Source organism: Ensifer sp. 4252, from assembly GCF_050434565.1.
In the GTDB taxonomy this organism is placed as follows: Bacteria; Pseudomonadota; Alphaproteobacteria; order Rhizobiales; family Rhizobiaceae; genus Ensifer.
The window spans coordinates 18,159-31,569 of record NZ_JBNDIU010000014.1; the positions used below are offsets into that span (position 1 = coordinate 18,159).

General features: G+C 62.9%; 12 protein-coding genes. 6 read left to right on the plus strand and 6 right to left on the minus strand.

The features are described 5' to 3' along the window. The first annotated feature begins 138 nt into the window (after window positions 1-138). On the plus strand, window positions 139-753 hold the full coding sequence (locus tag ABIE33_RS22730) for a LysE family translocator (RefSeq protein WP_429129807.1): 615 nt from the start codon (window positions 139-141) through the stop codon (window positions 751-753). 171 nt (window positions 754-924) lie between these two features. Continuing rightward, the gene (gene hpaH / locus ABIE33_RS22735) at window positions 925-1,728 is read left to right on the plus strand and encodes a 2-oxo-hept-4-ene-1,7-dioate hydratase (protein ID WP_429129810.1); all 804 of its coding nucleotides are present in this window, start codon (window positions 925-927) and stop codon (window positions 1,726-1,728) included. 51 nt (window positions 1,729-1,779) lie between these two features. Here the strand turns inward: hpaH and ABIE33_RS22740 are convergent, their stop codons facing one another. The 4 genes from ABIE33_RS22740 to gcl all read right to left on the minus strand — a co-directional run bounded on the left by ABIE33_RS22740 (window position 1,780) and on the right by gcl (window position 6,690). Then, on the minus strand, window positions 1,780-3,048 hold the full coding sequence (locus ABIE33_RS22740; RefSeq protein ID WP_429129813.1) for a glycerate kinase type-2 family protein: 1,269 nt from the start codon (window positions 3,046-3,048) through the stop codon (window positions 1,780-1,782). 125 nt (window positions 3,049-3,173) lie between these two features. Further along, window positions 3,174-4,094, minus strand: a complete 921-nt coding sequence (locus tag ABIE33_RS22745) for a 2-hydroxy-3-oxopropionate reductase (RefSeq protein WP_429130130.1) — start codon at window positions 4,092-4,094, stop codon at window positions 3,174-3,176. After that, on the minus strand, window positions 4,064-4,879 hold the full coding sequence (gene hyi / locus ABIE33_RS22750) for a hydroxypyruvate isomerase (RefSeq protein ID WP_429129815.1): 816 nt from the start codon (window positions 4,877-4,879) through the stop codon (window positions 4,064-4,066). Before hyi ends, ABIE33_RS22745 begins: the two co-directional genes overlap by 31 nt. Window positions 4,880-4,905: 26 nt before the next feature. Beyond that, window positions 4,906-6,690, minus strand: coding sequence for a glyoxylate carboligase (gene gcl / locus ABIE33_RS22755; protein WP_429129816.1), 1,785 nt, complete (start codon window positions 6,688-6,690; stop codon window positions 4,906-4,908). 170 nt (window positions 6,691-6,860) lie between these two features. Here gcl and ABIE33_RS22760 point away from each other — a divergent pair, with 170 nt between their 5' ends. After that, complete coding sequence (locus tag ABIE33_RS22760; RefSeq protein ID WP_429129819.1) at window positions 6,861-7,682, plus strand: IclR family transcriptional regulator; 822 nt, start codon at window positions 6,861-6,863, stop codon at window positions 7,680-7,682. Window positions 7,683-7,737: 55 nt separating this feature from the next. Here the strand turns inward: ABIE33_RS22760 and ABIE33_RS22765 are convergent, their stop codons facing one another. Beyond that, window positions 7,738-8,793, minus strand: a complete 1,056-nt coding sequence (locus ABIE33_RS22765; RefSeq protein ID WP_429129821.1) for a C45 family autoproteolytic acyltransferase/hydolase — start codon at window positions 8,791-8,793, stop codon at window positions 7,738-7,740. 49 nt (window positions 8,794-8,842) lie between these two features. After that, entirely contained in the window at window positions 8,843-9,958 is a 1,116-nt protein-coding gene (locus ABIE33_RS22770; RefSeq protein WP_429129824.1) for a P1 family peptidase, read from the minus strand. Window positions 9,959-10,107: 149 nt separating this feature from the next. Between ABIE33_RS22770 and ABIE33_RS22775 the strand changes: the two genes are divergently transcribed. From ABIE33_RS22775 to ABIE33_RS22785, 3 genes are read left to right on the plus strand one after another with little or no spacing between them, the layout of a single operon-like run. Continuing rightward, on the plus strand, window positions 10,108-11,586 hold the full coding sequence (locus ABIE33_RS22775) for an ABC transporter substrate-binding protein (protein WP_429129826.1): 1,479 nt from the start codon (window positions 10,108-10,110) through the stop codon (window positions 11,584-11,586). A gap of 52 nt (window positions 11,587-11,638) precedes the next feature. After that, on the plus strand, window positions 11,639-12,577 hold the full coding sequence (locus ABIE33_RS22780; protein ID WP_429129829.1) for an ABC transporter permease: 939 nt from the start codon (window positions 11,639-11,641) through the stop codon (window positions 12,575-12,577). Then, window positions 12,577-13,410 (plus strand): ABC transporter permease, encoded by an 834-nt coding sequence (locus tag ABIE33_RS22785; protein WP_429129830.1) that lies wholly within the window; start codon window positions 12,577-12,579, stop codon window positions 13,408-13,410. The genes ABIE33_RS22780 and ABIE33_RS22785 overlap by 1 nt, the downstream gene beginning before the upstream one ends. Window position 13,411 lies beyond the last annotated feature (1 nt).

A 13,411-nucleotide genomic window follows, 5' to 3' on the forward strand; every position in this document is an offset into this window, starting at 1 on the left:
AGACTCCGAAATACGGCACCTGCCGTATGTCGCCGAGCTACAACCAAGCGTAGTTCTCTGCCGACCCGATTCCGAACTGACGGGGTTGGGCCGAATGCACGCTGCCGCACGCGCAGCCGGCAAACCGGAGGAACTGCGATGCCCTCAATCGAGCACTGGATTTCGTTTGCGGTCGCCACGGCGATCTTTGCCTGCATGCCGGGGCCGGCCATTCTCTACATGACGGCACAGACCCTGGCGCATGGCCGCAAAGCCGGTTTTCTGGCGGCGCTCGGCATCCATATCGGTTGCTATGTCCATATCGCCGCCGCAACCCTCGGACTTGCCGCTCTTCTCAGTCACGCACCGTTTCTCTATGCGGCAATCAAACTCGCCGGCGCCGTCTATCTGGTCTGGCTTGGCGGCACGATGCTGCTCGGCATCGGCAAACATGATGGGCACAAGTCCGACGCCAAACCCGGCGTGCTGCGCGACAGCATCCTCGTTGAAATCCTCAACCCTAAGACGGCGTTGTTCTTCGTGACGTTCCTACCGCAATTCGTTGATCCGGCAGCGGCAATGCCGGCCTCGCTGCAGTTCCTGGTCTTCGGCATGTTGGTCAATCTCGCGTTGTCGGCGGCTGATGTCGCGGCTGTGCTGCTCGCATCCCTGACCCTTGGTCGCTTCACTGGTGGCCAGAGCCGGTTGGTCCCACGCGCCTGCGGTTCTATCCTCATCGGTCTCGGCATGATGCTGGCAACGCAGTCCGTCTGACGCGAGGGATCTGTGGCAAAAGGCACGTCTTGTGCCTGCGATCAAACCCTTTCCTATCTCAACTGTTTCAGCGATGATATCCGGACCTTGAACGTCAGCGGAAAGCTCGAAGTCCTTCGGATGCCCATCGCAAGGCTATGGTTGGCGTCCGTGCGAGAGGAAGACGGTCGCATGCTCAGTCCTGCCGAGATTTCGCAAGCAGCGGAGAGCCTTCACCAGGCTGAAGTCGATCGCAGCCAGATCGGGCTCTTGTCCCTCAAACATCCGGGGATGACGATAGACGACGCCTATGCGGTTCAATCCGCCTGGGTCCGGCGCAAACGGGATGCCGGCCGGCGCATCATCGGCTTCAAGATCGGGTTGACGTCAAAGGCCATGCAGCAGGCCCTGAACATCAACACGCCGGACTCCGGCGTGTTGTTCGATGACATGCTGTTCGAGGATGGTGCAACCATTCCCGCCGATCGGTTCATCCAGCCTCGCGTAGAGGCGGAAATCGCCTTCGTGATGAAGGCGCCGCTCAAAGGGCCGCGCGTCACCGTGCTGAACGTGCTCAACGCCACCGACTTCGTCATCCCTGCCTTGGAGATCCTCGATACCCGCATCGTCAGACGCGATCCGGAAACGCAGCAGACGCGAGGCATCGCCGATACGGTCGCGGACAACGCTGCCAATGCCGGGCTGATCCTCGGCGGACGCCCGATGCGGGCCGACGCCGTCGATATGCGCTGGATGGGCGCCATCCTCTCGCGCAACGCCGAAGTCGAAGAAACCGGATTGGGCGCCGGCGTTCTCAATCACCCAGCCCGCGGCATCGCCTGGCTCGCCAACCGCCTGGCGCAGTATGGCGATGCAATCGAGCCGGGGCAGATCGTGCTTTCCGGCTCGTTCGTACGTGCGGTGGAGGCACGCAGCGGCGACACCTTCGTTGCCGATTTCGGCAGTCATGGCACGGTCAGCTGCCACTTCGCCTGAACCGCTGCCTGACCAAGCGGCACCAATGTGTTAGCTGCCTATCCTCGCGTGCTACTGCACCAAGATTGCCCGGAAATCATTGACATTCGTGCCGGTCGGCCCGGGCTTGAAGATATCGCCAAGCGCGTCGAAGGCACTCCAGCTATCATTCCGCTGTAGGAGTGCTGCCGCGTCGAGCCGCTGCGCAGCGAGCCGGGCAATCGTCGTGCCGTCGGCAAATGCGCCTGCATTGTCCTCGGAACCGTCGATGCCATCGGTGTCGGCAGCGAGCGCCGAGACGCCACTGGCGCCATCGATGCCAAGAGCCAGCGACAGCAGGAATTCGCTGTTGCGTCCGCCCTTGCCTGCCCCGCGCATGGTAACGGTCGTCTCGCCGCCGGAAAGAACGACAACGGGCTTCGGGAAGGGCCGGCCGCGGCCTGCGACCTCGCGGGCAATCGCCGCGTGAACGCTGCCGACGTCACGCGCCTCGCCCTCGATCGCGTCCGAAAGAATGATTGCCTCGATGCCGGCCTCCCGCGCCTTGGCGGCCGCCGCCTCGAGCGAGACGGAAGCAGATGCGATCAGCCGTACCTCGTTGCCGGCGAAACGCGGGTCGGACGGCGACGGCGCGTCGGCCGCTGGGTCGGCGAGCCACGCCAGAACCTTTGCGGGCAATTGCAGACCGTAACGCTCGACGATCTTCAAGGCGTCGGCGCGAGTGCTTGCATCGGGCAAGGTCGGGCCGGAAGCAACCAGTGCCGGGTCGTCACCGGGAATATCCGATACGACGAGGGAAACAACCTTCGCCGGGTAGGCCGCGGCCGCAAGCCGACCGCCCTTGATCGTCGAGACATGCTTGCGCACCGCATTCATGGCGCTGATCGGCGCGCCCGAGGCGAGCAGCGCCCGATTGACGGCGACTTCATCGTCAAGCGAAAGACCCGGAGGTGGCGAAGGCAACAGGGCCGACCCGCCACCACAGACAAGGGCAACAACCAGATCGTCTTTGGTCAGCCCGCTGACTTCAGCGAGCAAGCGCTGCGAGGCCTGCAGACCGCTTTCATCCGGCAACGGATGCGACGCCTCCAATACCTCGATGCGTTGGCAATGCGCTCCGTATCCGTAGCGGGTGACGACAACGCCGGAAAGCGGACCGTCCCAATGGCGCTCGAAGGCCTGCGCCATCTGGGCCGCGCCCTTGCCGGCGCCGACGACGACGGTCCGGCCCTTCGGCCGCTCCGGCAGGTTGGCGGCAATCACCAGTGCCGGATCGGCAGCGGCAACCGCCGATGTGAACAACGTTTCCAGAAACGCGCGCGGATCGGCAATGGCTGCCATGTCTCTCCCCTTCATCCAAGATCTCGGGCGGCGGCTCCTCCTTCCGCCGCCCGGAGGCACGATCAGCGCGGACGGAACGGACCGCCGGTCGATCATGCGCATTTTCAGGCTGTCGTGACGGTGCTTCAGGCGACCTGATGGTTCGCCATGCGCTCCAGGGCACGCACCAGGCCGGAATGATCAAGCCCGCTGTCGCCATTGGCGGCGCAGTTGTTGAACAGTTCCTGCGTCGCAGCCGTGTTGGGCAGCGAGATGCCAAGGGATTTTGCACCCTGCAGAGCCAGGTTCAGGTCCTTCTGGTGCAGCGATATGCGGAAGCCCGGGTCGAAGGTGCGCTTGATCATGCGGTCCCCATGCACTTCGAGAATGCGCGAGGAGGCAAAACCACCCATCAACGCCTCGCGGACCCGCGCCGGGTCGGCGCCGGCCTTCGACGCGAAGACGAGCGCCTCGGACACCGCCTCGATCGTCAGCGCGACGATGATCTGGTTGGCGACCTTGGTCACCTGGCCATCACCACAATCGCCGACGAGGGTGATGTTCTTGCCCATCAGCTTGAACAACGGCAAGGCCCGGTCGAAGCTCTCCTGTGAGCCGCCGGCCATGATCGAAAGTGATGCGTTCTTGGCCCCGACTTCGCCGCCGGAGACCGGCGCATCGACGTATTCCGCGCCGGTTTCACGAACCTTTTTGGCGAATTCCTTGGTCTCGATCGGCGAGATCGAACTCATGTCGATGACCAGCTTGCCCTTGGAAAGGCCGTAGGCGACACCGTTGTCGCCGAAGAGAACGTCCTTTACTTCAGGCGTATCCGGCAACATCAGGATGATTGTGTCGACCGCCTCGGCAAGCGCCTTCGGCGTCTCTACGAACGTCAGGCCGTTGTCGAGCAGTTCCTGCCGCGGCGGGATCGCGAACTTCGAAGTGATGACCGTGTGCCCGGCATCCTGCAGATGGCGTGCCATCGGCGTGCCCATGATGCCCAGTCCAATAAAGCCGATTGTTGCCATTGTGCTTAACTCCTGATCTTGATGATGTCTGCGGATTGCGTGCGCTTGCGCTCGGCGCCAAGCCAGCCGAGGCCTTCGGCCGTGGTCGTGCGCGGCTTGTATTCGCAGCCGATCCAGCCCCCGTAGCCTGCCTCTTCGAGCGCATCGAAGACGTATGGATAGTTGATCTCGCCGGTACCCGGTTCGTTGCGGCCGGGATTGTCTGCGAGCTGGACGTGGGCGATGCGGTCGGCAAAGCGCTTGTAGGTGCCGATGAGTTCGCCCTGCGTGCGCTGCTGATGGTAGAGGTCGTACTGGATGAAGAGATTGTCGCTGCCGACCTCGTCGATGATCGAAGCCGCCTGCTCGACCGTGTTGAGGTAGAAGCCGGGAATATCAAAGTGGTTGATCGGCTCGATCAGCAGGCGAATCCCCTGCTTGCCGAGTTCGCCCGCGGCCAGCTTGAGGTTGGCGACCAACGTGTTGCGCAGCACGGCTTCCGAGACCCCGACCGGCGCAATGCCGACCAGGCAGTTGACCTGTTTGCAATCGAGCGCAGTCGCATAGTCGATGGCACTGGCCACACCCTTGCGGAATTCGTCAATTCGGTCGGGCAGGATGGCGATGCCGCGCTCGCCGCCGGCCCAGTTGCCGGCCGGCAGGTTGTGCAGCACCTGCGTCAGGCCGTAGCGCTGCAGTTCGCCGCGCAGGCTCACCTTCTCGAACTCGTAGGGGAAGAGATACTCGACGCCTTCGAAGCCGGCCTTGGCAGCAAGGGCAAAACGATCGAGGAACGGCGCCTCGGTAAACAGCATTGTCAGGTTCGCAGCGAGCTTCGCCATGCGGTGTTTCCTCCTTGTGATTGTTTTCAGTCGAGCAGCGCTTCGATCGCGGTCGGCACGTCTTCGCCGCGGATCGCCAGTTCCTCGAATTCGACGACCGCATTGATGTCGGCGCCCATCGAGATGTTGGTGACGCGCTCGAGAATGAACTCGATGACGACGGGAACCTGGTGTTCGTCCATCAGGGCGCGTGCCCGGTCGAACGCTTCCTGGAACTCGTTGGGGCTGCGCACCCGGATCGCCTTGCAGCCGAGCCCTTCGGCGACGGCGACATGGTCAACGCCATAGCCCTTCTCCGCATCACCGGACGCATTGATGTTGTCGAAGGCGAGGCTGACTTCGAAGTCCATGTTGAACCCGCGCTGTGCCTGGCGGATAAGGCCGAGATAGGAATTGTTCACGACCACGTGCAGGTAGGGCAGCTTGTGCTGGGCGCCGACCGCCAGTTCCTCGATCATGAACTGGAAATCATAGTCGCCGGAAAGTGCGACGATCGGCCGATCAGGATCGGCGGCACGCACACCGAGCGCAGCCGGCAACGTCCAGCCGAGCGGGCCGGCTTGGCCGCAATTGATCCAGTTGCGCGGTTTGTAGACATGCAGGAACTGGGCGCCGGCAATCTGGCTGAGCCCGATGGTCGAGACATAGCAGGTGTCGCGTCCGAAGGCCTTGTTCATCTCTTCATAGACGCGCTGCGGCTTCAACGGTGTCTGGTCGAAATGGGTCTTGCGCAGCATGGTCCGCTTGCGCTCGCGGCATTCTTCCGCCCAGCCCGACCAGTCGCGCAGCTTGCCGGCGGTCTTCCATTCGGTCGCGACATCAAGGAAAAGCTTCAGCGCTGCCCCCGCGTCGGATACGACGCCGAAATCCGGCGCGAAGACGCGGCCGATCTGTGTCGGTTCGATATCGACGTGAACGAACTTCCGACCCTCGGTATAGGTCGGTATGTTGCCGGTGTGGCGGTTTGCCCAACGGTTGCCGACGCCGAGCACGAAGTCGGAGGCGAGCATGTTGGCATTGCCGTAGCGATGCGACGTCTGCAGGCCGCACATGCCGGCCATCAGTGGATGATCGTCCGGGATCGTGCCCCAGCCCATCAGGGTCGGAATGACAGGAATACCGGTGATCTCGGCAAATTCGGTCAAGAGGTCCGAGGCATCGGCGTTGATGATGCCGCCACCGGCGACGATTAACGGCCGCTCGGCTTCGTTCAGCATCGCGATCGCCTTTTCGGCTTGCGCGCGCGTCGCCTTCGGCTTGTAGGGTTCGAGCGGCTCATACGTCTCGGGATCGAACTCTATCTCGGCCAGCTGGACGTCGACCGGCAGGTCGATCAGGACCGGCCCCGGCCGCCCGGAGCGCATCAGGTGGAAAGCCTTCTGGAAGACGAAGGGCACGAGCGCCGGTTCCATGACGGTAACGGCCCACTTGGTGACTGGCGCTGCGATCTTGGCGATATCGACCGCCTGGAAATCCTCCTTGTCCAGACGAGCGCGCGGCGCCTGGCCGGTGATGCAAAGGATCGGGATCGAATCGGCGGAGGCCGAGTAAAGGCCGGTGATCATGTCCGTGCCGGCCGGACCCGACGTGCCGATGCAGACGCCGATGTTACCGTGCTTGGCGCGGGTATAGCCTTCCGCCATGTGCGAGGCGCCCTCGACGTGACGGGCAAGGATGTGCCGAACCGAGCCCCGCGCCCTGAGAGCGGAATAAAACGGATTGATCGCCGCACCGGGGACACCGAAGGCACAATCGATGCCCTCTTTCTCGAGAACGTAAACAGCCGCATCAACGGCACGCATCTTAGCCATGGGAACTCCTCCTATTTGATGAGACGATACTCCATTAACATCGAACATCAACATGTAAATGGAATTCATTTCCATGATGCGGAAATAAAGACCTTCAATAATTTCGAAACAATCGATCTCGGTCCTGCTAGAGGATGATAGGAATGACTCGGGCGGCTGGAGGATGGATCATGGATGCGACAGGCAAGGGGAAACGCGGCCGAAAGGCAGGCGAAAATGCGGCGCCCGGCTCCGTGCAGGTGCTCGACCGCAGCCTGACGCTGCTGGCAGTCGTTGCCGAAAACGACGGCTCGACATTGACCAACTTGTCCGACGTCACAGGGATGGCGCCATCGACCGTGCACCGGCTGCTGACGTCGCTGGCCAATCACGGCATGGTGATGAACGACCCCGACACCGGCGCCTGGACGATCGGCCTCAAGGCCTTCGAGATCGGCAACGCCTATCTGCGCTTCCGCAAGCTCGGCACCATCAGCCGTCCGTTCCTGAAGCAGCTGATGGAAGAATGCGGCGAGACCGCCAACATCGGCATCGAGGAAGGCGGCGATGTCGTCTTCATCTCGCAGGTGGAAAGCCATGCCCCGATGCGGGCGTTCTTTCGCCCCGGTCGACGTGGACCGATCCACGCATCCGGCATCGGCAAGGCGATCCTGTCGACCTGGGCGGACAAGGATGTCGCGCATCTGCTGGCCGGCCGCGAGCTGGCGCATTTCACCGACAAGACACGCGACAACCTGCCCGCCCTGCTGCAGGACATTCAGAAAATCCGCCAGCGTGGCTGGTCGATCGACGACGAGGAACACACGCTCGGCATGCGCTGCGTGGCAGCACCTATCTTCAACGAATACGGCGAAACGATCGCCGGGATCTCGATCTCGGGACCATCCGTCCGGGTCAGTGACGACAAGCTCTCGGTGCTCGGGCCGGTCGTGCGCGAGCGCGCCGATGCCCTGACCCGGGCCATGGGCGGCAAGCGGCCGGAAGAGCTATAGCACGCTCCCGACCGCTCCCTTCGATCCCGGGTTTCGGTGGGTGTCACGGCATCGCTCAACCGAATGACAGTTCGCGCCACGCGCCGGCGCTTGGCGGGCCGCCGGTTACCCAGCCGCGGATCGCCCCGCCGATTTCATAGACCACCCCGCCGATCGACATCAGTTGTGTTTGCCCCATGTCCGGACGACGTTCCATGGAGATCGCTGCGCCTTCTCGCCGGCTGGCGAGGGCGGCTTTGATATTCTCAACCGTCCGCCCCTGCGTGTCACCGAGCTCTGCGTAGAGCGAAGAGAGACGCGCCTTCGAGTTCTCGCTTGCCGCAGCGTCCGTCCGAAGGTCCAGGCTCACCAGAGGGTGGTTGGTATGAAGGATCCGTCCGTTCTGTGCCGCGACCTCACGCGCTCCGGCGGCAGAGCACTCCAGGGCAAACACGTGCCGGCGGTCGCCGATCAGGTAGTTCTGTCCGGAGGCGTGCGGGACGCCCACCAGGAAGCGTTTTGCGTCGGTCGCGCTTTCGCGTGCCAGCGCGCCGCGCATCACGAAGGCAACCGGCAGGCCGTCCGGCCGTGAACGCAGGCCTGAAAGCGTGTTGACACAGATGCCCAGCCCCCGGCCCGAGAAGCCCATGAGCCCGATCATGCCGGCAGACGTGAAAACCAGCGACGGCGTACCGTTTTTTCCACGCAGCTTCAGCAGCGCCTGCGCGCCGTCGTGCCAAGAGGGCAGATCCATGGTCTGTCCCATCGCCGTTACATCACGGCCGGACGGCGCGATGGCGGCGGCGCTGCAATGTCCATCATGTGCGGCGCGGCCGAACCACCATTCCTCGTCCATAAGCTGCATTGCATAGGCGGTCTCGGGGTCGATCCCGGCTCCTTCGGCGATGCCCAAGACCTCCTCCATCAATTCCGGGGTGTGGCGCTCGATGGCGGCGCGAAACCCCGTCTCTTTCAAAAGCCGCTCGAAAAACGACGAGGGGGCCTCACCATAGTCGGCCGCAGTCGCACTCTGCCAACGCTCGATCTTTTCGCGGATCGGCAAGCGGAGCGCCTCGCCATGTTCCCGGCCGCGCGCCCGCGGCTCCGGCGAGACGCAGTCGACGATCGGCAACCGCTCCGTCGTCATCGCGGGAGCCATCAATGCAGACGATCGGCTCATGTCACGCCATCCTTCCATACCGCGCAAGTACGCCCACCAGCGCCGCCGGATCGATCGCGCGGCATACTTTGCCCGCGGGCTTCAGCGTCTCCATGTCTTCGGCCGCCAGCATGGCGTTGACGATCGCCTCATCGACCGCACGGACGGTCGCCAGATAGATCGGGTCGAACCATTCGTCGGGGATGCATTCCATTTGCCGGCGCGCGTCGATGAATTCGTCGCGCGTGATCTGGTTGGCAGTACTGAAAGCGAGAAACATGTCGCCGGAATTATTGCCGCCGGGCGTGCCGTGGCGGCCGATACCGATCGCGCCGCGCTGGGCAACGCGTTCGAGCTGGTGCGGCAACATCGGAATGTCCGTCGCGATCACGACGATGATCGAACCCTGTTCGGTGGAACGCAGCCTGTCTGCGGTCAGATGACGCCCGACGGGCGCGCCGAGGACCGTGAACCAGTCGCGCAGACCATGGTTGGCCTGCACCAGCACCCCGACGGTGAAGTCCTCGCCGTCGAGCCGGACGACTTGCGACGCGGTGCCGGTTCCACCCTTGAACTCGTAGGCGACCATGCCGGTACCGCCGCCGACATTGCCTTCGGCGATCCGCCCGTTCGCAGCCGACTCGATTGCCGCCCGCGCGTGATGCGGGCGTACGTGCAGCCCGTTGATATCGTTCAATGTGCCATCGTAGGTCTCGCCAACGACCGGCAGCGCCCAGACGTGCTTTGCCCTGTAATCCTCTGCATGATGTTCGATCATCCATGAGGTTACGGCTTCATGGACCGCGCCAACACTGTGGGTATTCGTGATGCAGATCGGCCCGTAGAAGTGGCCGGCATGCTTGATCCACTGTACGCCCGTCACTTCCCCGTTGCCATTCAGCGCATGGAAGCCGGCCCAGACCGGCTTCATCGCCTTGTCCCTGCCGCGCGGAAGAATTGCCGTCACGCCGGTGCGTACCGGCCCGTGGCCCTGCCGCAAGGCGCCGACCCCTTCGATGATCGTCGAATAGCCGACAAGAACCCCCGGAACGTCGGTTATCGCGTTAGACGGGCCGGCCTCCCCTTCGAAGGCGAGACCAAGCTCGCGGGCGCGCAATTTCTTTACTGACTGGTGCATTTCATTCCTCTTTGATATTTAACCAACAGTCATTGACATGTTTGTTGTATTCATATCAGATCGAGAATGAAAGGGGCGACGATCTCCTTTCCGCAAAAACGGGAGAACTAAAGATGCATTGGCACGGTAACGCCGCCGCGGGCATAGCGATGGCATTTTCCCTTCTGGCGGCGCTCCCCGCCGCTTCGGCTGAGGCGCCGATCCGTATCGGCTCGCCCTACGCGACGAGCACGCTCGACCCGATGCGCTCGGCCGCGGCGGGCAACATCGAAACATTCGGACAACTCTATTCGCGACTGCTGCGCCGCGGCGCCGACGGCGCGCTGGAACCGGGCCTCGCGGTATCCTGGGATATTTCCGCCGACGGAACGGTGGTGACCCTGAAACTTCGGGATGCAAATTTCTCCGACGGCAGCCCGATCAGCGCCGCCGATGTGGCCTTCAGCCTGCTGCGCGTCCGCGACGACGCGGAATCGGCCTATGCCGCCCCCCTGCAGCAGTTGAAGGAGGCCCGCGCGGAAGGCGACAAGACCGTCGTGCTGACGCTGAAGCACCCCTTTGCGCCCTTCCTCGGCAATCTCGAAGTCTTCAATGCCGGCATCGTCTCCAAGGCCGATGTCGAGAAGCGCGGCAGGGATGCCTTCACCAAGGACCCGGTGACATCTGGACCCTATATGGTCGGCGAGTGGCGCCCGAACGACCGGCTGATCCTGAAACCCAATCCGAACTATTGGCGGGTGGGCTATCCGAAGAATGCCGGCGCGGAGCTGATCGAGGTTCCGGATGCGAACACGCGTGTCTCGATGATGCTGTCAGGCGAGCTTGATGCCGCGCGCGACATTCCCTGGTCGCGCGTGTCGGAAATCCAGGCACGCGAGGGGCTCACACTTCCCCTCGAGCCATCGACGGTGATCTACATGACGCTGTTGAACGAGATGAAGCCGCCGTTCGATGACATCAAGGTCCGCCAGGCGGCGGCTCACGCGTTGGATGCACCGGCGATCGCCAAGGCAATGACGCTTGGACACGCCAAGCGCGCGACGACGACGCTGCCCGCCGTGGATTACCATGCCGCGGACTACCCCGGCATCGACTACGATCCGGCGAAGGCCAAGGCCCTGCTCGCAGAGTCGAACTACAGAGGCGAAGAACTTGTCATCCTGGCAAGCTCATCCGGCGACAACGACAAGCTGTCCGTGTTGGTCCAGGCGCAATGGGCCGCAGTCGGCATAAAGTCGAAGATCGAAAAGGTCGATCGCGGTGTCTGGTGGGAGCGCATCCCCGCCGGCGACTACCACGCGTCGGCAAGCTGGTGGTACAACGAAACGCTGGACCCGGACCTTGCCGTTCGTTGGGCGCTTTGCGGCTCCTGCGGCAGCAAGAGCTTCTACACCGGCTACAACAACAAGCATGTCGACGAGATGACCGAGGCGGCGGCGAGAGAACTCGACAAGGCGAAGCGTGCCGAGCTCTACCGTGAAATCCAGGCAACTACGACCACGGAAGTGTCACAGATCCCGCTCTTTTACGCTCCCTACGCCAACGCCTACAGCGATCGCATCAAGGGTCTCGGCATGAACCCGATGCTGCAATGGTCCCTGGAGGAAACAACGGTCGCCGGCGAGTGAACGCCCGCCGCCGCCGTCGCGCTGTCGTCCGAGAAATGGTTTGAGGTTTCCAATGCCGTTCTTGTTTGCCCTCGGGCAACGTCTGCTCCAACTGATTCCGGTCTTGATCGGGATCAGCGTGGTCAGCTTTCTTCTGGTGCAACTATCGCCGGGCGATCCGGTCCGCCTGCTTCTCGGCGACCGCGCGACGGCAGGGGCCGTGGCACAGCTACGTGAGCAATATGGTTTCGACCGACCGTTGATCGTGCAGTACTTCTCGTATGTCTCGAACGTTCTGCAGGGCGATCTCGGCCGCTCGATCCGTTATCAGTTGCCGGTAGAGAGCTTGATCCTCGATTTTCTTCCTCCGACGCTTTTCCTGATCGGCTATGTCGTCGCAATCAGCGTTCCGACAACGGTTGTGCTGGCGATCGTGTCGGCGCGCTGCCGCGATCGCTGGCCCGATCACCTCATTCGCGCGGCTGCCATCCTGGGCATGACCATTCCCGTCTTCTGGTTGGCGCTGATGATGTCGCGGTTCTTCGGCGTGGAGCTCGGCTGGTTTCCCGTTAGCGGTTACGGCGACGGGTTCGTGGGGCATCTCCACCATCTCTTCCTGCCGGCGATAAGCACGTCGACATGGCTCATACCGCTGCTCCTGCGCAACCTGCGGGCAGCGCTGATCAACGAAACGGAATCCGACTACGTCACGGCCAGCCGCTCCAAGGGGCTCGGCGAAGGCTATATCTTCCGGCGCCACGTTCTGGTCAATTCTGTGCTGCCCACGCTCAATCTGCTCGGCGTCATGATCGCCTTCCTCATCGGCAGCTCCGTCGTCGTCGAGATCATCTATGCGGTGCCGGGGCTTGGCACGCTGATGGTCAGCGCGGTTCTCGGACGCGACTACTACGTCATCCAGGGGCTGACCCTGTTCTATGCGATCGCGACCGTGATCGTGACGCTCACGATCGATATCCTTTCCGCCATGATAGATCCCAGGGTGAAATTATGATGAGCCTTCCTCTCGCAAGCACGCGGCGTCAGCTCGAACCCGGAACGTTCGAAATCATCGCCGGAACCGCCATCATCCTCGCCTGGGTGATTCTCGCGCTCGCGGCGCCGCTCTTCTCCGGGGTCGACCCAAACAGTATCGACCTTTCAGGCCTGCTGCAGCCGCCGTCGGCCGATCATTTCTTCGGCACGGATCATCTCGGGCGCGATGTGTTCACCCGCGTTCTTCATGCCGCACGCATCGATGTCTGGATGGGGATTGCCGGTGTCATTCCCCCTCTCCTCGTCGGCGCCACGATCGGCCTCGTCTCCGGCTATGCAGGGGGCGCCACCGACGCGGTGATGATGCGGCTCGTCGATATCACCGTAGCCTTCCCCTTCTTCGTGCTGGTGATCGCCATCGTTGGCATACTCGGTCCGGGGCTATTCAATTATTTCGTCGCCTTGGCTCTGGTCGGGTGGGTTTCCTATGCTCGGCTCGTGCGCGCCGAAGTGCTTGTGCTCAAGAACAAGGAATTCGTGACGGCGGCCCAGGCGCTCGGTTACCCGCCGTCGATCATCATGGCTCGCCATGTCCTTCCCAACACGCTCTCCAGCCTTCTGGTCTATGCCACGACCGATGCCGTCCTCGTCCTGCTGGCCGGCGCCAGCCTCGGCTTTCTCGGGCTCGGCGTCCAGCCGCCAACGCCGGAATGGGGTGCGATGATCGCCGACGGCCAACCCTATGTCGTTGATGCCTGGTGGATATGCTTCTTCCCGGGTCTTGCCGCCATGTCGCTCGGCTTCGGCTTCATCCTGACGAGTGACGGCTTGTCCCGGGTTCTGGGACGATGAG

Coding starts and splice junctions, on each gene's coding strand:
- ABIE33_RS22740 (WP_429129813.1), bottom strand. CDS start 3,048: ATGGCAGCCATTGCCGATCCGCGCGCGTTTCTGGAAACGTTGTTCACA.
- ABIE33_RS22775 (WP_429129826.1), top strand. CDS start 10,108: ATGGCATTTTCCCTTCTGGCGGCGCTCCCCGCCGCTTCGGCTGAGGCG.
- hpaH (WP_429129810.1), top strand. CDS start 925: ATGCTCAGTCCTGCCGAGATTTCGCAAGCAGCGGAGAGCCTTCACCAG.
- ABIE33_RS22785 (WP_429129830.1), top strand. CDS start 12,577: ATGAGCCTTCCTCTCGCAAGCACGCGGCGTCAGCTCGAACCCGGAACG.
- hyi (WP_429129815.1), bottom strand. CDS start 4,879: ATGGCGAAGCTCGCTGCGAACCTGACAATGCTGTTTACCGAGGCGCCG.
- ABIE33_RS22780 (WP_429129829.1), top strand. CDS start 11,639: ATGCCGTTCTTGTTTGCCCTCGGGCAACGTCTGCTCCAACTGATTCCG.
- ABIE33_RS22730 (WP_429129807.1), top strand. CDS start 139: ATGCCCTCAATCGAGCACTGGATTTCGTTTGCGGTCGCCACGGCGATC.
- gcl (WP_429129816.1), bottom strand. CDS start 6,690: ATGGCTAAGATGCGTGCCGTTGATGCGGCTGTTTACGTTCTCGAGAAA.
- ABIE33_RS22770 (WP_429129824.1), bottom strand. CDS start 9,958: ATGCACCAGTCAGTAAAGAAATTGCGCGCCCGCGAGCTTGGTCTCGCC.
- ABIE33_RS22760 (WP_429129819.1), top strand. CDS start 6,861: ATGGATGCGACAGGCAAGGGGAAACGCGGCCGAAAGGCAGGCGAAAAT.